The following is a 22,237-nucleotide window of genomic DNA, read 5'->3' on the forward strand; positions in this document are numbered from 1 at the left end:
TACTAATAATTAACAATTAATCGTCACTCATTGTCCATAAATTCACTCAGTTGTATAGCTCTCTTAAAAAAAGAAGCTTGCGAATCTCGTGGATTGACGGTATTGATGACGGATTAACAATTAATTATCACGATAATATGGATATCTTGAATTTTGAGGCATTTATTATTGCCATCACTATTTTAACGCTAACGCCGGGTTTAGATACGGCCCTTGTTATCCGTAATACCAGTCGCGCGGGTTTAAAAGACGGATGTACAACCAGTTTAGGGATTTGCTTTGGCTTATTTGTGCATGCTTTCTTTTCAGCGGTTGGAATTTCGGCCATTCTGGCGCAATCTGCAGAGTTGTTCCAAATCGTAAAAATGATTGGTGCAGCTTATCTTATTTGGCTTGGTCTGAGCAGTTTAAAAGCCCTGATGTCGTCGAAGAATGGTTTGTCAGTGACTGAGCAGGTTCATGAAGTGTTTAATGGCAAACGCTCTTTTAGAGAGGGCTTTCTTTCTAACGTCTTGAACCCAAAAACGGCAGTTTTCTACTTGGCGTTCTTGCCACAGTTTGTGAATCCAGAAGGTTCTCCTTTGCTTCAATCAATGATGATGGCATCCGTGCACTTTATTATTGCGATGGTTTGGCAGTGTGGTTTGGCTGGCGCACTTAACTCAGCTAAGAGCCTGTTAAAGAATGCAAGCTTTATGAAGTGGATGGAAGGGGCGACGGGCGCTGTCTTAGTCGCACTTGGCGTAAAGTTATTGATTGAAAAGCCCGTGTAATGCGCAATATTTACCACCTTTTGATATTGCTCGTTGTGTTTATTACTGGCGTGGTTGGTGCCATTGTTTGGCAGACATGGCCACAGGTACAGTTTGCGCAACGTGGCATGACCTGGTCTTGGCACTGGGGCTATTTCGAGCCATTTTCCAATGGAATACAACAGACGCGAACTCAAGACACGAAACAGCTATTACTTCGACGTGTGTATATGAATGACGGTATTGTCGTTTTTGTCTCGACAACAATGGACAATAAATTTGAAGTTGATGTTGTAAAAGAGCAAAGCTGCGAACCTAAAACGACAACTTGGGCTTCAGTATCCGTCAACCATCAACGCATGAGACATGTGCCGATGGTTTGTGATGCACTGGGGCAGAGCTACTTTTATCGCTACATCGGGAAGCATCTTGAATCGATTGAAGTTGGGGTTGGAGATTCGTTCGTAACAGAGGCGTTTTCAGACTGGCCTCTATCAGAGCTGAAGTCGGATCAATTCAAGCAAAAAAATGCGAAGTTTTTTCAAGAACGCGGAGAAAAGGTTGAGCATCAATGGTTGAGAGATTAACCGGCTAGCTTAAGATAAAATAAAGCCCGCTGAATACCAGCGGGCTTTATGTTTTTACCATTTCCAATTTACTTTCAGCGATTGACGGTTCATTACTGAACACTTGTCATGTCACTAAGCTTTTACTGCTTCAATTTCATCAGATTGCGATGCTGAGCTAAAGAACAGCTTGGTTTCTGCCAGCACGACGTGACGCAGTGCGATCAAACCGATTAGGTTAGGAATCGCCATCAGACCATTTACGATATCGGCGAGTAGCCAAATCATGTCTAGATGGAGGAACGCGCCTGATGCCACCAAACCAACGAAAATCAGCTTATAAGGAAGCACCGCTTTTGTACCAAAGAGGAACACAACGCAACGCTCACCGTAGTAGTTCCATCCAAGAATGGTTGTGAATGCAAAAAACATCAAACCAATTGACACCAGCATTGGGCCAAATGTATCCGCATTCAAACCTACCGCAAAGGCATGAGTCGTCATTGCTGCACCAGAAAAGTCGCTTTGCCATGCGCCAGTAAGGATCAAGGCTAGGCCCGTCATGGTACAAATAATGATGGTATCAAAGAAGGTACCTGTCATTGAAATCAGGCCTTGTTTCACACAAGAGTCTGTTTTCGCTGCCGCTGCTGCCATAGGCGCGCTACCCAAACCAGATTCGTTTGAGAATACGCCACGAGCGATACCTGATTGGATCGCCAGCATGATACTTGCACCTAAGAAACCGCCAGTCGCTGCTGTTGATGTAAATGCTGATACCAACACTAATTCAACGGCGTTGAACAATTGGTCTGCATTCATGATGATCACGCTTAAACACGCCAACACGTAAAATACAGCCATGGTAGGAACCACTTTTCCTGCAACGTTAGCAATGGATTTGATGCCACCCAAAGTTACGAAAGCAACCAAAAGAGTCAGTACAAAGGCAGAGAGCTCACGGTCAACACCGAGAGATATCTCACTTGCATCCAGAATCGCGTTTACTTGTGGAAACGTACCAATACCAAAACAAGCAACACCCAAAGCAAACACTGCAAACATGATCGCGAGAGCTTTTGAGCCAACACCGTATTGCAGATAGTACATTGGGCCACCAATCATTTGGCCTTTATCATCTACTCTTCGGTATTTAACCGCTAACAAACATTCGGCGTATTTAGTCGCCATTCCGAAAAGGGCGGCGAGCCACATCCAGAATAGGGCACCTGGTCCACCAAGTTTGATCGCGGTGGCAACACCAACAATGTTACCAGTACCAATCGTTGCTGAGAGCGCAGTACAAAGTGCTGCAAAGCTAGAAACGTCACCTTGTTTATCAGATGACTTATCTTTACTGAATACCATCGCTAGCGCTGTTGGGAGATGTTTAAACTGGATCAAGCCGAGGCTAAAAGTGAAGTAAACACCGGTACCCACTAGCAAAATAAGCAGTGGTGGACCCCAGACAAAATTATCGATGGTTTGTAGTAAAGATTGTAGGTCGTTCATGATTTCCCCTTAATAAAACAACTAATAAGGAGAAGAGGGAAAGGACGAGATCAACGATCTCTAAAAGAACTAAGCTATTGGTTGTAGGCGGGAAGGCCAAGCAAAATAGTTAGGTTGTAACTTTCCACTCCTCTGTCCTTTTGCCTGAGAGTTTCACCTTGCGTGAGTGCAAGACTTGCTCCTTCGGCGACCGATTTAACGGTTCTCTCCAGAGGTTCCTCCAACTACAGTCCCCGCTACCTAGGTAGCACCTGAAATAGTTAATTCTTCGGCGAGTTATGCTAATCAAATGTTAAAATTTGATTAATAACCACTCTCCTGCAGTCTTCATCGGAACAATTACTCAATTAAATGAGTAAAGGTTAGTTAATGATGCTGGTCATCATTAACGTGTGAACTCTATCATGTTTTTGGTCCATTTCAACACCCTATGTCAATTTATTTTCAACGAAATAACCCCACTTATTTTCACGAAGCTATGTTTACCAAGTTTTTTGTGTGAGCAACTGCATAAACAAAACTCATTGGGCTAGGGAATAGAACCAAGAACACACTTCAGAACGATAAATGTGTTTCGATTATTACGACATAAGTTATTCAATTAAGGACACAAATTTGATTAAAATCGGAGCACTTATTTTAAAATCTACGCTAAGTTGACCTTATGGGGCGTATAAATGAGTTACAATAAATCTTTGTGAAACCGTCTATGGACCTAGGCAGTTTTTCATGAGTGGACAAGGAGGCGGTATGACCAGATTATTAGCCATTGCGGTGTTGATTGCAGTAGCATTTGTGCTGTTTCGTTATCGAACCAATGAAAAAGTCCAAAAAGCGACCGTTATAACATTAATTGGCGCCTTTCTGATTTATACAGCATCGATTATGTTTGCGGAATTGATCCGCTAGCAAAGTAAAAGAGTCCTTGGAGTAGTATACGGTGAGTTCTCAGAACAAGATGGAAGAACAAGACGACGTTGTTGTCATTGAAGAGCGTGACAAACGTACTCATATCTATATCGCGATTGCTGCGGTATTAGGATTAGCATTTGGTGGCCTTGTTGGATCGATTGTCACTGCGAACAAGTGGGAATCGACTTATCATGTGCTAGAAGAAAAATACCAAGCGTTGACGCAAGATAAAACGCAGTTGGTGTCTCAAGTAAAAGTGCGCGAAGAAGCGCTCGACCAAGAAATACAAGATAAAGTCACTGAACTGCTCGCAGCGAAAGATGAAGCGCACGAGAAAGCGCTTAAGAAGTTACAAAAGCAATTGACTGAGGTCGAGAAAGTTAACCTGTCGCTAGAGTCTCAATTGAAACAACAGGCAGATAAGATCAATACGACAAAATCAGAAAATGAGAAGCTGAGTCGTCAAGCGGATATGCAAGCGACTATCTTTGAACGATCGCGCGAGGTGTTTCAAAAAGAGCTGAAAATTTCGCAAGAATTGGAGTCCCTAGAGAAAGAAAGGGCGAAATTATTGCCTAAGATCGAGAAACTCAAAAAAGAGTGTGATGTATTTTTGGAAGGTAAATCTTGGGACGTGAAATCGGACGCGTGTGATAAACACGATGAAGCCAATTCACGACTAAGTCAGGTCGATCAAATGATTGAAGTTTATAAAATGGATCTCAAGCAAATCAAAGCAATAACTGAAGATATCGGCCTCTAGATCTTTTATACCTGATTTTGGAAAGTAAAAGGAGCTCTTTAAGAGCTCCTTTTTCGTTGCTAGATTTAAACTCGGGAGCTAACGTTTATTCTTAGATACGCGAGGCGTCATAGCCTGAAGCAAGCAGCAATTCTCGCTCATGTTTAATCAGTTGGGCGCGATCTTCAATCAGCTCATTGAGAGCTAGTGAGGGCTTGCCTGCTAAAGCCTTGAACGACTCAAAAGATTCCGCGGTGTCGATTTTATCAATCATCTGACTGATGACATTACGAGCCTCACACGGGTTACTCGTAGTGGTAAAGTATTCCACTTGCTTTGCTGCCGATTTCATCTCTGTCAACAGCTCAAGTGGGCTGCTCTCTTTTGCTACCGCCATGTAGTTATCCAGCACGCGCTTTGCGTAAAGCAGTTCTTTGAGGGGGATATCTCTTCCACTCTCGATTAGAGATTCGCTAAGGATCATACTTGAGCTCATGGGCATTCCTTCTTATATACAACGCAGCTTTTGATGTTTCCCTGAGTCTAATTTATTGAAGTCACATTGGGAATGGGTAAAAAGCATTTTTAACGCATTTTTATTCACTAATGAAAACGCGAATGCGATGTTTATCCGGATCGGTAGCCACAAAATTTAAGCCATACACCGAAGTCATTGGTGGTTGAGCAAACTCAACGCCCATGTTTTTCCAACTATTGTAAACGTGCTCTAACGTATGGCGGTTGCGCACTGCAAATGATAACTCGGTGCCACCACCTTTGATGTCGCTGGAAGGGGAAAGAACATCACTTTGCTTGAGTGTCAGTTTTAAGCCATTTGCGAGTGGCATAGAAGCAAATGTTGGAGACAAAAACGTGACCTCACAATCAAACAGTTTCGAGTAAAAAGCTTGGCTTACGTGGATGTCCTCAACATAGAGGACGAATGAATTGATAGTTAGCATGGTCTGTTTCTCAATTTACTAGAAGTATGAGGTTGAATCTAACGGAAGGGTAAGACAGGCTTTGTCAGTAGACCAAGTTAAAGTACCTTGTTTGAAATAGTGAGAAGTATCACTTTCAATTTTATTGGCTCAGGATCGAGCATATGAACATATCGTTTGCTTTGTATTTGATTCCATTTATCTTCTCGACATTTCCTTGTCAAAAGCAATCCCGTTCATATGTGTAAAACGATTAGTTCACTGTTAATTATTATTTTTTGTGTTACATGTTCATTAAGTATTTCAGCAAAAAATATAGAAAAGAAAGAAAGTCAAATTTTAACTATCAATGAAATTAATAATAAAGAAAAAATTCGTGATCTTACAGAAATAGAAAGAGTGAGCCTTTCAACTATCTATCTTCTTTACAAAAATGGAGTGATAACGGAGAGTGAAGCAAACCAAGAGTTTGGACACTTTCTCGAAAATGAAGACAGAAAAAATGCCTTATTGAAACTCGCTCACATTGATGACGCTCAAAAAGAGCTGAAGCAAGCCGAAGAAAGCAGTGACTGGGTGAAACTATTTAACTTAGTTAACCTGATGAAACTATGTGGAGTGTTGCTTCTTATCGCTGCTGTTGCTTATTTTATCGCTCAAACCTACGAACTTCTTCAAGATATCGGTAGGGTATTTTGGCGACTTATTTGCACATTACCCGCGATTTGTTACCAGATTCTATTTGTTATCATTGGCTTAACCCTAGCCTTAGTTCCAATGATTATCAGTATCTCAGAAGCGCAATATGTTGTCATTTTTGGTGTGTTGCTCGCTTATGTCGCACTAGTATGGTGGACTATTCATTACGAAGAGCAGTCAGAAATTCTCCTAGAAAAACTCTCCTTGGGTTTACCAATTGGTATGGTTTGGTCTTTTTATCATGCTATTTACTTTGGCTTTTTTGCCATCCGCGAAGAGATCGCATTTTTACAGCTAGTGACATTTGCATGGGTTGTTCTTGGTATTGCAGTGGGAATTTTTAAGTTATTTAACTTTGAAGACAAACCTTACAAAGGAACAAAGTGTTTTTCTTTAGCATTATCATCGACCATTGTTACTTGCATAATACTATTCTTAAACCAGAGTTCAGATTGGATTACGCCATATTACAAATTTACTTATTATGGGTTAGTGCCATTGCTGTTGTTGTCCTTTTCTATTTCGGGTTTTTATCTACAAAAACCAAGTTGGGTTAAAAAATTTTCAAATATTATGATGTTTTCACTCCTATTTATTAGCGCACCCTTACCAAGTTTTGGTCTGGATAATTTGTACGCTATGATTAATAGTGGTGTATTTGCCTATGGTTTTATCACGATAACAACGATGGTATTTCGGGTCAGTTTTCTGTTTGGCTTGATATCAACAAGCCTCGTTGTTTACGTGTTGGCCTTAGTCATCGAACACAATCCTGAAAAGTTCATGCTCTACATATGACTATGATTTTCTAGATACAAAGTGTGCGTTCCTCCATGTACTCTAAGAGTGAAGAGTCTTACAGAATAAAGAAAAGGAGCCATTTGGCTCCTTTTTAACTGAATCAGCAGATATTAGTTGGTACATTTCGAAGCGTACCAGTTGTTTTGATACGCCTTAGATGCAAACAATGCGTTTGCTTTTGCGCGTTCAATAACGGATTCATCGACTTCTAGCGGTTTCATGGTTTGGCTTTCAAAGTCGTATTCCATGGTCGACACTTTTTCACCAGGAGAAAGCACAACTAGGTTGTCACGCGTTAAATAACCAAAGTTTTTGTCGTATTGCATCATTGCGCGTTCATCTTCGCGAGCCAGTGGTTTCGTTAAATCACGACCAATCATCGGCGTTTTGGCGTCTACGCCAATAAGAGACAACAGCGTAGGCGGCATATCTATGTTGTTTGCGATACGGTCATCTTTACGTGGTTGAATGTCTTTACCAATGATCAATGCAGGGATATGGAAGTGCTTAACTGGAACCAAGTTAGCACCAGACACGCGGGCATCGTGGTCTGCAATGACAATGAAAATAGTATCATCCCAGTAGGATGAGTTTTTCGCTTTGTCAAAGAACGTACCCAAAGCGTAATCTGAATATTTTACCGCGTTATTACGCGTCATGTGTTCGGAATCGTATGGCTCAATTTTACCTTTCGGATACTCATAAGGACTGTGATTGCTTGACGTAAAAACTAAGCTGAAAAAAGGTTTGTCGCTTTTTGAAAGACGTTCAAACTCTTCGTCTGCTTTGTTGTATAAATCTTCATCACTGACCCCCCAAGAGCCAACAAAGCTTGGGTTATTGTAATCATCTTCTTCGACGATTTGATCAAAACCATTACCGAAGAAGAAGGTTTTCATGTTATCGAAGTTTGCTTCACCGCCATAAATAAATTGCGTGTGATAGCCTTGTGCTTTGAGTAAGTCTGCGATGGTAAAGAAGCCTGTTTGGCTTTTGCTTAGTTTGACCACTGCGCGAGAAGGGGATGGTGGAAAACCCGTGGTTACAGCTTCGATTCCACGAACAGAACGAGTACCCGTTGCGTACATTTGCGTGAACTGCCAACCTTCAGCCATGAGTTCGTCTAGGTTTGGCGTAAGAGGCAGACCACCCAAAGAACCCACAAATTGCGCTCCTAAGCTCTCTTGTAGCAAGATCACTAAGTTCTTACGTTTACCATGGTAGGTCGCAGGGTTACTGTTCATGGTTGGAAGCAATGTTGGATCAAAGTCGGACTTTTTTGACGAAGCGCGAACTAGCTCCAGCATCTTTTGATTATCCATCTTGCCGTAAAACTGCTCTGCGCTTTTTTCTGACTTCATGCTGTTGACAGCAAACAGCAGTGAGTAAGATGAATTTAATGCTAAGTCGTTAAGCAGTGGATCGTTAGAAAATGCCACCATGGCAGGGTTTAGCGGGCGGTGGCCTAAAGACGAGCGTGCACCTGCAACACCAAGAAGCACAACGAAAATTGCTAATAGTGGGCGCCACTTCCAGTTGATCTGCTGTGCATTGTCGGTCAGTTTTTGGCTCCACTTCCAACCCAAAACTAGAGTTAATGCCGTGCCTAACGCGCCAATAAACAGCTCTAGCTTATAGCCAGTCCAAAGCATGCCCATGACCTCTTTCGGATAGATAAGGTATTCCACAAACAGACGGTTTGGGCGTAGGTCATATTCTTGAATGAATGGTGCCGTTGCCAGTTCCATATATACGAGAATCCAAAGCCCTAAAACCATCCATATGCGCAATATCCATTTCCAGCATTGCCCAATCTTGCCGTTTAATGGCATTAGGGCAGAAAGCAGTGCAGGGAGGATGAATAACCAGCACAGTGTTGCAATGTCTACGCGTAAGCCTTGGCCTAGGATGTAAATTAAGTCGTTGAAAGAGTCAATTCGATCAAGTTGCCAAAAGGCGAGCAAAACGCGTGAGATAGACAAAAATATAAGTGAAAACAAAGAAAAAGCAGCAATTGGCTGCAAAGGCCCCCACACAGAGCCCTTAGATAAGTTTTTCATATTTATTCGAATAGTTTAATTGTTATGTTGTGTTGTTTTTAACAAAGCAAGCGTGAAATAAACGTGAATTATAATGTGGGTTTATGGTCGAGTAGTGTAAGTGTTGGTATGTCTATGTAAGTGTGGAATGAAGCTCATGTTCGGCTAGAACATAAATTAAACAGGTTATGGTCTGTATCGCTTTTGTTAGCACTTTGGGAAAGTGACGACAAACGTATTCCTACTATTTTCTCTGGGAATGAGCTCAAGTGTTGCACGGTGTAGTGCTGTAATGTCTTTGCAAATTGACATCCCTAAACCCGCACCGTCGCCATGTTCGGAATGACCCCGATAAAACTGTTCGAAGATTCTTTCACGAGTTTCTTTCGGGATTTCTGGACCAGTATCGGAAATTAAGACTTTGATTGTATTATTGTTCTCAGTGAGGCTGACTTGTATGTCACTGTGCTCGCCGGAGTAACGAATCGCATTATCGACGAGGTTACGAAATAACACCTCTAACAACATTCGATCACCGGATATAGCGATGTTGGAAGATGATAAACTGATGTCTTGCTTCTGCTTCAATGCTAACGGTGCCAAATCAGCAACAACGGTTTGCAACAAAGGGGTTAGCTCAACGGTGTCGAATACACGTTCTGATAAGCTATCTACTTTAGCTAAAGTCAGTAGCTGATGGATAAGGCGGTCAGTGCGTTTAATGCCTTGCAGAATGTTGTGTAAATCTCCTCTCAGTTGCTCCGGATCATTACTTTCAAGTGCATTTTCTACGTTAAGACGAAGGATTGTTAGTGGGGTTTTTAGTTCATGCGCTGCAGCACGTGTAAAGCGTTTCTCTCTTTGCCAGGCTAACTCTAGTTCAGAGAGGAGAGAGTTGAGCGAATCGACAAGTGGTGCGAGTTCAACGGTGTTGTCTTTTACATGAATGCGATCTAATCGGTGTACGTTTCTTTGTGTGATGGCGGTGCGCAGGTCGTTAATCGGTCGGAAGTGTTTATCGATCAACCAAAACAGCAAAAGCAACAAAGTTGGTAGTATCAGCAATTGTTCTATTGATGTGGATAGGGCAATTTCGTGGATGATCTCTTTACGTATCTTGTATTTTTCTGCAACCACGACGTATTCATTATCATGTTTTGTTTGTGGTAGTGAAATCTGAAATGTACGCCATTGTGTAGCGTCTTTTACGATATCAGCGTAGCCGTTATTATCAAAGGACGTAGAGAGTGCGTGCAAGCTTTGATCAGAGCTCCAGATTAGTGTGTTGTCTCGATAGAATTGGAAAACCAAGTTTTGTTCATAAGGGTGGCCGAACTTTGTGACATTGTCATCGTCAGACTTTGATATTGACTCAATGTTTTCCATCCACTCATTAAATAACTCTCGATGGTTAGCGAGAGTCCTCTCTTCCGTTGAAATTGAGAGCGTCAGCAACATTAATTTTGCGGATTGTCCAAGCCTAGCGTCATAAACTTCTTCGACCTCGTGCTTCGCAGATTGGAAACTGAAATAAAGTGAGATGAGTAAGAGAACACTTACCAACACGCCGACTGATAGAGTTAACTGACGTTTGATCGAGTACGATTTCTTATCTTTCAAGAATGTACCCCACACCGCGAATATTTTTAATGACCACTTTGGGCGCTTTTTTACGCAAATTGTGAATATGAACTTCGATAGCGTTGTCGCTTGAACCTTCATCCCAGCCGTGTAGTGATTGTTGCAATTGCTCCTTACTTTGCACGCGTCCGGCGTTCGTCATCAAACTGGTGAGGATTTTAAATTCATTGCGTGTGAGTTTAAGCGGCGCGTCATCGTAGCGAATGCTTTGTTCCGATAAGGATAAAGATAACTGTCCAACTTGAATGATTTCTTCTGCACTACCGGATTGACGGCGAATCAACACACGCAAGCGAGCGAGCAACTCTTCGAGTGCAAACGGTTTTCCGAGGTAGTCATCTGCGCCGCCGTCGAGGCCTTGAACGCGATCGCGAATGTCGTCTCGTGCGGTAAGTATCATCACTGGGAGCTTAAATCCGCCTTTGCGAATATTACGCAGAACTTCCAATCCATCGATATCGGGGAGAGTGAGATCCAAAATCACGGCGGTGAACGCTTCTGTTTTGAGTGCGCTAGTCACGCCATAGCCTTTTTCCACCCAATCCACGGTGTACCCATGGCGACTTAATGAAGTCACCATGGATTGACCGAGTAGTTTGTCATCTTCTACGAGTAATAAGCGCATGGTTTATTTCAATCTCCCAAGAGTCGCTTCAATTTCCAGTTTTCGACCTTTATCAGCCAAAGGTCGGTCAGGACGAGGTGACGCCTGAATTGCGCGAGTCAAATACAATTTCGCTTCTTTGTCTCGACCTTCTTCTGCAAGGAAGTCTCCATAAAAATAGTTCGGATCGATGCCTTTTGGATTGATCTCTAACGCTTTTTTCAACATTTCTTCGGCTTTATCGTCATCACCAAAGCCAATTGGCCACCCCGGAACTTTGTAATACAGAGAACCCAAACTGGTGTATGCAGAGCCATCAAGCGTTTGCGGTGACGTTGCAATTACCCCTTCGAGTAAAGATTTGGCTTCTTTGGCGAGTGACAATGCACCTAAGCCACCTTGAGCACCAGCCAGCGATGCTTTATTGATTGCCAGCCAAACAGTGAGTTCGGGATTGCCCGGTTCTCTGTCGAGATAAATACTGGTTTTGGCAATCGCGCGATGGAAGCATTGTTCCTTTTCGTCTCCATCGGGCGTGCTGTACTGACATTCCGCCCATTTCTTTTGAACTTGTTGCAGTGGAGTATTACCTGCCAACGCAGCGGTCGAAGCTAACGTTGAACAAACCGTCAAAGCGCAAAGTAGTTGTTTGGTCTTCATCGTCTATGTCCTCTTCAGTGACTGACTCGGTTTACGTATTGATGAATGGTTTCTTGCTGCTTACGAATCGCAGAAGAAACCACGCTTGGAAGCAGTTGATTGATGCGCGCAAAAAGCTTTTCTGGCCAACCAATCCATTTCGCGGAAATTTCTTTTTCCAACATGGTGACAACGTGATCGGCTACAACTTGCGGCGAGTCCGTTTTATTACCCAGTTGTCGATTCATTTCATTGACGGCATCACTATTGAGTGAGGTTTCTGTCGCCCTTGGTGCCAAATACAGCGCACGGATTCCGGTTGCGAACAGCTCTCTGTCGAGCGATTCGGTAAAGCGGTGCAACCCCGCTTTTGCCGCGCAATAGGAGGTATAGCCTGGGTAGCCAATTGAGCCGAATGTGGAACCTATATTGAGAATCACCCCAGGCTGCTTTAACCACGTTAACGCGGATTGGCACAGCAGCATCGGCGCAACGAGATTGAGTTGGATTTCGTCTGCAATCTGCGTTGGTCGTTTGTGGCTTAACAACGAGAAATCGTTGCTGCCCGCATTGTTAATCAGTGCGTCCACTTTTTGATGTTGACGCGCTCGATCTTTAATCGCAGTTAGTCCTTCTGGTGAGGTGATGTCTGCAACGACTAGGTCATGGCGTTCTGGATTCGACAGTTCACGCTGTAGTGTTTGCAAGCTCTCTTCGTTTCGCCCAACAAGAATGAGGCTGGCTCCGCGTTTTGCTAACTCTTGCGCGATGGCTTGCCCAATTCCGCCCGTTGCTCCTGTCAGGAGAATGGTGCTGTTGTTAATGATCATGCTTCACCTCACGCCGCTTGTTGGGTTGAGAAAGAAGGCAAAGAACGCAGCATTTGTCCGTACAATGCGAACACCATTTTTGCGGAGTCGATAATGACTTGTTGATCTTCCACTTTGGTGATTTTGTTCATCAGTGATTCAAAAAATTGCAGATGATCTTGGTCTAACACGCTGTGTGAAACTAGGTAAGTCATTGCCGAAGGCGGTAGGCTTAGCGTTGACTGGATTTTTTCAGCCATTTGGCCACCAATACCGACGCTGGTGCCTTCTAATACCCACACCATGCCAAACAGCGCGAGTGGGTTGTGGCGGTCAATGTTGTGGTAAAGGTAGGAAACCATCAGTTCAATCGGTGCACCTACTTGACCTACATCTTTGTTATTGCGCACTGCTTCGGCATCGCCGCCGCACGCTTTGATGTCATTTAAAATCCATTCTTGATGGCCTTTCTCTTCCTCGATGTACTCGGCAATGGCATCTCGTACCCATTCGTATTCGCCAGATAGTCGGCCTCCACACGCCATCAGCAAGGGAACAGTGTGCTTAACGTGATGGTAAGCTTGGGTTAGAAAGGCGATATACATATCTTTGGAAATGTTGCCTTGTTGAACTTCTGCGATGACTGGCGCAGTTAACATTGCTTGTTGAGCAGCGGCAGTGCTTTGTTTGAGTTGTTCGAAAAATAAAGTCATAACCTTCTCCTTAAGAAGCCGTTAACTAAGATGCAGTTTGGAAAGACGTAATGTGTTGCTGGAAGGGCAAAACGATGCGTTGGATCTTTTGCGCTTGCAGCGTTAATTCAGGCGTTGTGCTCGCTAATAACTGAGCCACATCATGTTCGATTTGATTTCGTTTGAGCTTGCCGTTATCCGTGTACCAACCAGAGATGGCTCGTGGGTTGTCAAGTAGCAACAAGGTTCGGATTTGAGCGTAATCGGGTAGGGTTTGGTTTAATGTATGAACCTTTGCTTCGACGTCTTCGCTATTGGCAATGACAGCGCATAATGTTTGTTGGCTATCGCCCGTAACGATCAGTGGCGTCATCGGCAAAAACGCCAACGCTTCTGATTCAATCCATTCCGGTGAGACATTTCTGCCATACGCGGTGACGATAAGGTTCTTCTTACGTCCCGAGAGAGAGACAAAGCCTTGTGCGTCAATTTGGGCTAAGTCACCAGTTGCTAACCATTCTTGAGTAAACGGCTCATTCAAATAACCAAGAGCAACGTTGCCTTTGACGAGCAGTTCACCATCTTCCGCGATACGAATCTGAGTGTGCGGAAGCGGTTTGCCACACGTTCCTGCTTTAAATGCGGCTGGTGTATTCAAACAAACAACAGAGCCACATTCAGACAAGCCATAGCCTTCAAACGCAGGGATGTTCAGCGCATGCGCGGTGTTAATCAGTTGCGACGACACTCTTGCGCCGCCAACAGCGACAAATTTTAGAGAATCCACAAGAGAGGGCTGCTGTTTCGCGATGTGAATGAGCGCAAGCAATAATGCTGGTGTTAGCGCTAAGCTTTCTGGTTTGATGGTCGCTAATGCTTGCGCAAACAAACCCGGTTCGAATTGGCTTGAACCGAGTAAGCCGGTTTGCTCTCCGGGTAAAATATATGACGTCACGCCCAACATGAGTGGTACATAAACGCCTGTTATGTTCTCGAGAAGCGTCGATAACGGAAGCAGCACTAAGTGCGAGTGCGCCGTGCTGTTTACTGCGTCGGCGAGCGATTTCGCCACCAAACACAAATGATCATTGCTTAAACACACACCTTTAGGCTGACCAGTCGAGCCAGACGTAAAAGTGATTTTTCCGGTTTCTGGTAGATAAGCTACCTGTGTACCTTCATCTCCCAACTGGTTACGACGCAGCAAAGGCAAATTTGCAATGGAAAACGGATGGTCTTGCTGGTTAAAGCTTTGCTTAGGATGAGAAGCCAACCATGCTTGCCAATCGCCAACTAAAGCATCTACGCCTGATTGCTCTAACGTATGTTCAACTTGTGCATCAGAGAAAAAAGTCGGAATAGGTACGACGACTATGTCTGCCGCCATCGCCGCCAAATCAACAATGGCCCAATCGATGCTGTTTTCTGCGCGTAGCGCGAGTGCTTTGATGTTCTGTGCAATAAGCTCGGCGGCAACGAGTTCGATCTTGTTTAACAATTCAGAGTAAGTCAGTTCAACCGTTTGATTCGCTTCGTAGCCGACAAGTGCTACTCGATCTGGTGTCGTTTTTGCCCATTTTGTAATGGCATCGAGGAGAATATTCATACATCACCTATATTTTGGCGTTGTGTTTAACCAAGTTGTTCTGGTTGTGTTTGCTTTTCTAACGACGTTTACTTTTCTATCTAGGCTTGTTTGCGTTTTCTTTCTTGGATTAATCGAAGACGTTCGAGTCCTTTTTGCAAATTGCCAGCTAACACACGTGGTTGATGTTCGTAGTACGACCCCCAAGTGGACTCGGCATCGGGGACTTTGTTTTGATCGGCCTGCGCGATGATATGAGGCTCCAACCCTAGGCGCGCCATCATGGCGTGAAGTGGGTCTGTCGCGGTGAAGATGCACCATTCAAAACCGAGATTGACCAGCATTTCTGCGATGAGGTAGAAGTGCAGAGACGACATGCCCTTAGCAAAAGATGCCAAGTGACCGAATTCCACTAAGTTCGAACGTTTTACGTCGCAGTTAAATACGTTAGAAACCAGCTTTTGGGCATCGTCTTCCAAATACTGTTCAAGGAACAAGGGCTCATTTTCGGCGATGCGAAAGCCGCATACGGAAATGATTTGACCGCCTTCGATGAGGGTTAAATACGCCGGCATAAACTGTTTGAGCTCGGCAAAGAATGCTTCTTGATAACGCTGAGAAACATGCTCGATAACTTGGCTCCAAAGCGGATGCATTGGATAGACGATGTCTAAAGTAAAGCCATCTGCAGAAATTTGTGCATGGTGTTTCATGAGCGCTTCCTTTGTTTGATTGGTTATCAACAAAATAAAACGCGAAACTTAAGAAACTCTTAAGGAATGAAATTAAGTAGAAACTTTAAGAAAATACTGAGGAGCAGGGCTCAATATTGTTGTAACTCTTTTTACTACGGTGAATAAAATTAGAGCCAACCGATGTGAACGGTTGGCTCTAAAGTTAGGTGTCACGTATTTTAATGGTTGTGCCGATTACATGGCTGCTTTTTTAGCTTCGTCTACCCATGCGTCGAACTTTTTCTGGTTCGCTTTGATCCAGCCATTTACATGAGACTCGATGTCTGCTGAGCTGTTCTTACCTTGGCTCATCATCATATTCTGCGCACTAACATCATTGATGTTTAGCTTGATGATTTCAAACAGCTTCGCTGCTGCTGGGTTCTTTTCAGTAAACTCTTTGTTCGCAACGATGCGCATAGAGTTCATCTCAAAGCCGTAGTTCTTACCGTTCTCTAGTGTTGTGTCGATGTCCTTACGCTCACCAGGAAGTGAAGAGAATGGCACTTCTAACCAAACAACATCTTTACCCGGAACTAAGACGCCACTTACCCAGTAAGGTGTCCAAGTGTAGTAAAGAATCGGATCGCCTTTTTTGTAACGAGAAATCGTGTCAGCGATAATCGCAGCGTAGTTACCTTGGTTGTGCGTTACTGTGTCACGAAGCTTGAACGCATCCAACTGATGCTCAACGACCATTTCACAACCCCAACCTGGGTTACAACCTGTTAAGTCCGCTTTACCGTCACCGTTGGCATCGAAAAGTTTCGCCAGTTTTGGATCTTTTAATTGACCAATATTTGTGATGCCATATTTTTCAGCGGTTTTTTTATCGATCAAGTAACCTTGAGCAGCACCACTTACATATTGACCTTTGCGGAAAAACTTATCATCACCGCCAGACATCGTGTACTTATCGGCGTGAAGAGGGAACCAACCTACAGCTAAGAAAGTGGCGTCGCCTTTAGCAATAGAGGTATAGCCTACGTTGTAATCGACTTCTTTAGTCGGTTTTACGTCGTAACCAAGCTCTTCAAGTGCACGGTTTACGATCAATGTTTGAAACGTTTCCTCTGCAACGGTTGATTGAACTGGCTGAACAGTCACACCTTCACCCGGTAGTTCGCTTGCCACACCATAAGTTGAAAATGCGATAGTACTTAGAGCTCCAACAGAGAGCGCTTTCTTCCATGAATTATTCATTGATGTTTCTCCTAAGTTTTAGATCGTCTTGGTTCGTCTTTGTTTTCAGTTTTAATAGGTATGAAACAGGACCTGTGTGATACCAGCGAAGCTTGGTGTTACCCGCATTAACCCCTAATACTTGGGTAATACGGTCTAATAAAATGGCGAGAATTACGATGCCTAAGCCACCGACAGCAGCAAGACCCATATCAAGTCGGCCGATACCACGAAGTACCATTTGGCCCAAGCCGCCAACCGCAATCATTGAAGCGATCACTACCATAGAAAGCGAAAGCATCAAGGTTTGGTTTACCCCTGCCATAATCGTTGGTAACGCCAATGGCAATTGGATGCGGTAAAGCATCTGTTTTTTGTTTGCCCCGAAAGAGTGGCCCGCTTCGATCAGCTCTTCAGGTACTTGCTGAATCCCTAAAATAGTCAGGCGCACAACGGGAGGCAGTGCGAAAATGATGGTTACTACAACGCCAGGAACGTTACCAATACCGAATAGCATAACGATTGGCACTAGATAAACGAACGCGGGGGTCGTTTGCATTGCATCGAGTATTGGTCTAACAAATTTGGCTGCGGTTTGGCTTCTCGCCAACCATATCCCCATCGGTAGCCCGATAAGCAAACAGAAGAAGACGGCGGTTAAAACCAGTGCGAGCGTTGTCATCGCCTGTGACCACGCACCAATTAGGCCGATAAAAACAAGGGATACAAGTGTTGAAAAACCGAGTTTTACATTGGAAAACTGCCACGCCAGCAAAAATAAAATGAGCACCATGATAGGCGCAGGTGTAGACACCAAAGCAGTTTCAAACGAGGTAAGAATAAAGTCGATTGGAACTCGAATTGCTTGGAAAACAGGGCGACCATGTTCCACCAACCAGTTCAATCCCGATTCTACCCAGCTATCAAGTGGTAGAACCGCATCTTGGAATGGGTTCATAATGTCGAATGGCGCTTGCTCTACAGTTTCTGAGCTTAACCAGTCATTACTTGGGGCAGCGTCAGCACCTGCACCTTGTGACCAAGGATCATCTTGTGCAGGAGCGGTATTCGACCAGGGATCATTGTTAGTTTGCTCTGAAGACATCGTGTTAATCCTTATCTAGTGTTTGTAGAAGACGTGATTTAGTCACGACACCAAAGTAAGTACCTTGCTCATCAACGACAGGTACGGCATAAGGAACGCCTGCAACTAGCCCCAAAATGTCATTGATTGACTGCTCTGGCTGAAGAGTGACTTCATCCGTCAATTGAGCACTGGCTAGAGAGCGGTTTTCTTTGTGAGCCAAACGTAGTGAGTCAAGAGACACGATGCCGGAATATCGGCTAGATTTATCGACGACAATGCCGTAATCACGGTCATGATCCATCAGAATCTGCATCGCAGAGCCCGGGCCATCATTTTCCGATTTCTTAAAGACGGCGGCTGGCTTCTTGCGAGCGATATCTTTTGCTGTCAAGACACTTGCGATGTTTACGCCGCGGAAAAACGCTTCGACATAATCATTTGCTGGGCTGTGCAATATTTCATCAGGTGTGCCAACCTGAACAACCTCACCGTTTTGCATGATGGCGATACGATCACCAATACGCATTGCTTCGTCCAAATCATGAGAGATGAAGACAATTGTGCGTTTGTCATCGTTTTGTAGACGAATAAGCTCATCCTGCATCTCAGAACGGATTAATGGGTCTAAAGCGGAAAACGCCTCGTCCATTAATAGAATGTCTGGGTCACAAGCCAATGCCCTTGCTAAACCCACGCGCTGTTTCATACCACCGGATAACTCGTCAGGGAAAGATTCTGCATAAGGGTCTAAGCCAACTCTTTCCAAGGCGGAAAGGGCACTTTTCTGACGTTCATTAACATCAATGCCAGCAAGTTCTAAACCGAATGCAGCGTTTTCGATCACCGTCATGTGAGGCATAAGTGCGAAACTTTGAAACACCATTGAGATATTGTTGCGACGAACTTCTCGAAGTTCGTCTTCAGAGATATGGGCAATATCTTTCCCTTTTAGATAAACACTGCCTTTCGTTGGCTCAATGAGTCGGTTTAGGAGTCGAACGAGAGTAGATTTTCCCGAACCAGAAAGCCCCATGATCACGAAAATTTCACCTTCGTTAATGGTTAGAGATACATCGTTTACGCCGACTGTTAAACCTGTCTGTTCAAAAATACCGTCCTTATCGATACCTTTTTCGATAAGCGAGAAGGCTCTTTCTGGGTCTTCTCCAAACACTTTATACAGTCCCTTAACTTCCAGTATGGGATCCATGTTATCTGTCCTTTTTTGTGTGTTTATAACTGTTTAACGATTTGTACTCTAATTAATTTTAGTTCAACTTTCAACGAATGGGGTTCGGTTAACAGGATTTTATGTGCATACAATAAACAATGAAGGTGGTGTGGTTAAATAGTGTTTTTATTAACAAAAATAGATATTTACGGTTGGTTTTGTCTTCGCTTAACTTTTCCATGACATTGGTTTGAATTTATTTTGAAGTTTTTAGTACATTTCAACTCAGCCCATCTGCATAGCTATAAGGAGAAATAGATTAGAGGTCTATATTTAAAAACATTAGAGCTCTAATTTTTGGTTGGAGTTTTATTCTGCGAACTAGGTTAGGTGTTGTTATTCTTAGATTTATTCATTGATTGATTTCAATCTTGGTGATATTTATCGCTGTAGTTTAGGCAACGTATGGAATAAAAGATGGAAGCCGAACAGTTAGAAGTGCTCAACTTCATTAGCCAGTACCCACCTTTCGATGATCTACCCGAAGAGCAGTTAAAAAAGATCGCTCTAAATGCCGAGGTTGCATACTTTCGGCAAGGCACAGAGATACTCAATTTTGGAGACACGATCCGCGACTTATATATGGTGAGAAGCGGCGCTGTGGAGATCTACCGACGTAAAGGCGAACTCTATAACAGGATTGACGCTGGTGGACTGTTTGGACAGATGGGGTTGTTAATGAACAACCGTGTGCGTATGCCTGCCAAAGCGATAGAAGACACCTTGGTTTACTGTATTCCGGAGGATATTTTCAACGAGCTTTGTGACGAGTTTGAAAACTTTGCTGACTACATGGAACTGGAAGACAGCGCGCGCTTGCGAAGCGCAATATCCAGCCGCTCAGAAAGTAATGACTTTACCACTGCCAAAGCACGTAAGATCTTAGCGAGAGATCCGGTAACGTTGGAGGCGACGGCATCGATTCAAGAAGCCGCGATACTGATGGCGGAGGAAAATGTTACCTCTTTGCTTATTGTTCGCCCAGCAGAAGAACTCACAGAAGAAGACGATGAACAACTACTTGGAATATTGACTGATCGCGATCTATGTATTCGCGTATTAGCTCAGGGCATTGATACCAATATCCCAGTGAGTGAGGTCATGAGTTATGACGTGGTGTCTCTGGATTACAACGCTTATGTCTTTGAAGCCATGTTAACCATGTTGCGCTACAACGTGCACCATCTCCCAATTTTAAAAGATAAAAAGCCGATAGGAATTATTGGCATGACGGATATTGTCCGTTATGAATCTCAAAACAGCTTGCTGCTCGTTAGCTCTATCTTCCAACAAACCAGCGTTGAAGATCTCAAGCAAGTTTCTGAACAAGTGAAAGACTGTTTTGTGCGAATGGTGAATGAAGATGCCAACGCTCATATGATTGGTCGAGCCATGTCGGTCATTGGTAGTAGCTTTAAACAGCGTTTGGCTGAATTAGCAGAGCAAGAGCTTGGCCCTGCGCCAATTCCGTATTGTTTGGTCGCTATGGGATCGATGGCCAGGGATGAGCAGTTAATTGTAACGGACCAAGACAACGCCCTTATTCTCGACAACAGTTATGATGTTGAGATGCACGGGGAGTACTTTGAAAAGTTTGCCAAATTTGTGTGTGATGGTTTAGCAGCATGCGGCTATGCTTACTGTACTGGCGACATTATGGCAACCAATCCAGAGTGGCGAAAAACCCGAGCGGAGTGGGAGGAGTGCTTTGGCAACTGGATAGATAACCCAACTCCTGAAAGGTTGTTAAACAGTAATATCTTTTTTGATTTATTAGGTGTTCATGGGCGAGTGAAGTGGGCGGAACAATTAAGCAGCTTTATTGTTAGGCGCGCGAAAAGAAACAACCGCTTCCTTGCATGTATGGCTTACAACGCGATACGTCGTACACCGCCATTGGGCTTCTTCAAAGATTTTGTTATGGAGAAAGATGGTCGTCACCGCAATTCTATTAACTTGAAAAGAAGAGGAACTGCGCCATTGGCAGATTTGATTCGAGTACATTCATTGGCAATTGGTTCCCGTTCGCAAAACTCGTTTGACCGATTAGACGATATCAATGATGCGGGCATTTTACCTAAAGGTCGAGGAATGGACTTGAGGGATGCAATGGAATTGATCTACATGGTTCGAATTCGTCATCAAGCACTCGATATCGAAAATGGAGATGAACCAGATAACAACATTGAGCCAGAGAACATGTCAGAGTTTGAGCGCCGAAACTTAAAAGCTGCTTTCCAAATCCTTAGTAATGCACAGAACTTCATCAAGTTCCGATACCAGAGAAGTAGCAAATAATGTGGTTCTCAAAAAATGCAGCAAAAGATCAGCCGTTGTTGGATACGTCTCGGACGCCAGAGTGGTCAACGTTATTCAAACAGCTCGCGAAAGAAGCAAGAGACGAGAGGCTCAAACGTTATTACTCGACACCGATGGTTAATGGGGAAACACCAATTGAGGAAGTGCCATTTGTCTCGGTAGATTTTGAAACGACAGGTTTGAATGCGGAAGAGGATGCAATTCTCACGATTGGACTTGTGCCGTTTACCATTGATCGTGTTCAATGTAGTGGCTCTGCGCATTGGGTTGTTAACCCTAATCGTGAGTTAAACGAAGAGTCAGTTGTGATTCATGGCATCACTGATTCTGAAGTCAAAAACGCGCCCCAACTAACCCACATTTTAGGGGAAATATTGGATGCGCTGTCAGGCAAAGTTGTGCTTGTTCATTATAAAAATATCGAAAGGCAGTTTTTTAATAACGCGTTGCTAAATAGCATTGGGGAGGGGATACAGTTTCCCGTTGTCGATACGCTAGACATTGAACACGCGATACAGCGCCGTGAATGCAGTGGCCTATTCAATAAGTTAAAAGGTAAGAAACCAGGCTCTGTCAGGCTGGGGCATGCTCGCGAAAGGTATCGCCTTCCTGCTTATCAACCTCATCACGCTTTGACCGATGCGCTGGCAACTGCTGAACTGTTTCAAGCACAGTTGCAATATCATTTTAATCGAAGCATGCCAATCTCTTCGATTTGGCAATAAGCGTTGTTTATGATGAAGACAATAA

Annotated in this window: 21 protein-coding genes and 1 riboswitch; of the genes, 7 read left to right on the forward strand and 14 right to left on the reverse strand. The window is 43.8% G+C overall.

The window, feature by feature from the left end:
• Positions 1–137: 137 nt before the first annotated feature.
• On the forward strand, positions 138–773 hold the full coding sequence (locus tag MTR11_RS07380) for a LysE family translocator (protein ID WP_005393419.1): 636 nt from the start codon (positions 138–140) through the stop codon (positions 771–773).
• Positions 773–1,339, forward strand: coding sequence for a hypothetical protein (locus MTR11_RS07385; protein WP_005393418.1), 567 nt, complete (start codon positions 773–775; stop codon positions 1,337–1,339). The genes MTR11_RS07380 and MTR11_RS07385 overlap by 1 nt, the downstream gene beginning before the upstream one ends.
• Before the next feature lie 114 nt (positions 1,340–1,453).
• On the opposite strand, the gene MTR11_RS07390 is transcribed toward MTR11_RS07385, so the two are convergent.
• Complete coding sequence (locus tag MTR11_RS07390) at positions 1,454–2,830, reverse strand: alanine/glycine:cation symporter family protein (RefSeq protein ID WP_006741605.1); 1,377 nt, start codon at positions 2,828–2,830, stop codon at positions 1,454–1,456.
• A gap of 122 nt (positions 2,831–2,952) precedes the next feature.
• A riboswitch (glycine riboswitch) is annotated at positions 2,953–3,052 on the reverse strand.
• A gap of 528 nt (positions 3,053–3,580) precedes the next feature.
• On the opposite strand from MTR11_RS07390, the gene MTR11_RS07395 reads away from it, so the two are divergent.
• Positions 3,581–3,739 (forward strand): hypothetical protein, encoded by a 159-nt coding sequence (locus MTR11_RS07395; RefSeq protein WP_005377784.1) that lies wholly within the window; start codon positions 3,581–3,583, stop codon positions 3,737–3,739.
• A 31-nt stretch (positions 3,740–3,770) separates the two neighbouring features.
• A complete protein-coding gene (locus MTR11_RS07400; protein WP_046874891.1) occupies positions 3,771–4,505 on the forward strand; it encodes a hypothetical protein in 735 nt (244 codons plus the stop codon).
• A gap of 91 nt (positions 4,506–4,596) precedes the next feature.
• On the opposite strand, the gene MTR11_RS07405 is transcribed toward MTR11_RS07400, so the two are convergent.
• Together MTR11_RS07405 and MTR11_RS07410 are read right to left on the reverse strand one after the other, a co-directional pair.
• On the reverse strand, positions 4,597–4,980 hold the full coding sequence (locus MTR11_RS07405; RefSeq protein ID WP_005393414.1) for a hypothetical protein: 384 nt from the start codon (positions 4,978–4,980) through the stop codon (positions 4,597–4,599).
• A 100-nt stretch (positions 4,981–5,080) separates the two neighbouring features.
• Positions 5,081–5,446: a VOC family protein gene (locus MTR11_RS07410; RefSeq protein ID WP_005393412.1), complete on the reverse strand. Its 366-nt coding sequence runs from the start codon at positions 5,444–5,446 to the stop codon at positions 5,081–5,083.
• Positions 5,447–5,665: 219 nt separating this feature from the next.
• Here MTR11_RS07410 and MTR11_RS07415 point away from each other — a divergent pair, with 219 nt between their 5' ends.
• Entirely contained in the window at positions 5,666–6,922 is a 1,257-nt protein-coding gene (locus MTR11_RS07415) for an MFS transporter permease (RefSeq protein WP_243327227.1), read from the forward strand.
• A 113-nt stretch (positions 6,923–7,035) separates the two neighbouring features.
• On the opposite strand, the gene MTR11_RS07420 is transcribed toward MTR11_RS07415, so the two are convergent.
• The 11 genes from MTR11_RS07420 to proV all read right to left on the reverse strand — a co-directional run bounded on the left by MTR11_RS07420 (position 7,036) and on the right by proV (position 19,147).
• On the reverse strand, positions 7,036–8,985 hold the full coding sequence (locus MTR11_RS07420; protein ID WP_243327228.1) for an LTA synthase family protein: 1,950 nt from the start codon (positions 8,983–8,985) through the stop codon (positions 7,036–7,038).
• 186 nt (positions 8,986–9,171) lie between these two features.
• Positions 9,172–10,584 (reverse strand): sensor histidine kinase, encoded by a 1,413-nt coding sequence (locus MTR11_RS07425; RefSeq protein ID WP_243327229.1) that lies wholly within the window; start codon positions 10,582–10,584, stop codon positions 9,172–9,174.
• Positions 10,574–11,230: a response regulator gene (locus tag MTR11_RS07430; protein WP_006741600.1), complete on the reverse strand. Its 657-nt coding sequence runs from the start codon at positions 11,228–11,230 to the stop codon at positions 10,574–10,576. The genes MTR11_RS07425 and MTR11_RS07430 overlap by 11 nt, the downstream gene beginning before the upstream one ends.
• Positions 11,231–11,233: 3 nt before the next feature.
• Positions 11,234–11,869 (reverse strand): tetratricopeptide repeat protein, encoded by a 636-nt coding sequence (locus tag MTR11_RS07435; RefSeq protein ID WP_243327230.1) that lies wholly within the window; start codon positions 11,867–11,869, stop codon positions 11,234–11,236.
• 14 nt (positions 11,870–11,883) lie between these two features.
• Positions 11,884–12,678 (reverse strand): SDR family oxidoreductase, encoded by a 795-nt coding sequence (locus MTR11_RS07440; protein ID WP_243327231.1) that lies wholly within the window; start codon positions 12,676–12,678, stop codon positions 11,884–11,886.
• A gap of 8 nt (positions 12,679–12,686) precedes the next feature.
• A complete protein-coding gene (locus MTR11_RS07445) occupies positions 12,687–13,370 on the reverse strand; it encodes a TenA family transcriptional regulator (protein WP_182033441.1) in 684 nt (227 codons plus the stop codon).
• 25 nt (positions 13,371–13,395) lie between these two features.
• Positions 13,396–14,955 (reverse strand): AMP-binding protein, encoded by a 1,560-nt coding sequence (locus MTR11_RS07450; protein WP_243327232.1) that lies wholly within the window; start codon positions 14,953–14,955, stop codon positions 13,396–13,398.
• 80 nt (positions 14,956–15,035) lie between these two features.
• Entirely contained in the window at positions 15,036–15,647 is a 612-nt protein-coding gene (locus MTR11_RS07455) for a thermostable hemolysin (protein WP_237283866.1), read from the reverse strand.
• A gap of 216 nt (positions 15,648–15,863) precedes the next feature.
• Complete coding sequence (gene proX, locus MTR11_RS07460; protein ID WP_005393392.1) at positions 15,864–16,871, reverse strand: glycine betaine/L-proline ABC transporter substrate-binding protein ProX; 1,008 nt, start codon at positions 16,869–16,871, stop codon at positions 15,864–15,866.
• Complete coding sequence (gene proW, locus MTR11_RS07465) at positions 16,864–17,955, reverse strand: glycine betaine/L-proline ABC transporter permease ProW (protein ID WP_046874899.1); 1,092 nt, start codon at positions 17,953–17,955, stop codon at positions 16,864–16,866. The genes proX and proW overlap by 8 nt, the downstream gene beginning before the upstream one ends.
• A 4-nt stretch (positions 17,956–17,959) precedes the next feature.
• Entirely contained in the window at positions 17,960–19,147 is a 1,188-nt protein-coding gene (gene proV / locus MTR11_RS07470; protein WP_005393388.1) for a glycine betaine/L-proline ABC transporter ATP-binding protein ProV, read from the reverse strand.
• Positions 19,148–19,585: 438 nt separating this feature from the next.
• On the opposite strand from proV, the gene MTR11_RS07475 reads away from it, so the two are divergent.
• Together MTR11_RS07475 and MTR11_RS07480 are read left to right on the forward strand one after the other, a co-directional pair.
• Positions 19,586–21,466 (forward strand): DUF294 nucleotidyltransferase-like domain-containing protein, encoded by a 1,881-nt coding sequence (locus MTR11_RS07475; RefSeq protein WP_006741594.1) that lies wholly within the window; start codon positions 19,586–19,588, stop codon positions 21,464–21,466.
• Positions 21,466–22,212 (forward strand): 3'-5' exonuclease, encoded by a 747-nt coding sequence (locus tag MTR11_RS07480; protein WP_005393383.1) that lies wholly within the window; start codon positions 21,466–21,468, stop codon positions 22,210–22,212. The genes MTR11_RS07475 and MTR11_RS07480 overlap by 1 nt, the downstream gene beginning before the upstream one ends.
• Positions 22,213–22,237: the final 25 nt, after the last annotated feature.

Source organism: Vibrio sp. CCB-PB317, from assembly GCF_022808245.1.
In the GTDB taxonomy this organism is placed as follows: Bacteria; Pseudomonadota; Gammaproteobacteria; order Enterobacterales; family Vibrionaceae; genus Vibrio; species Vibrio diabolicus.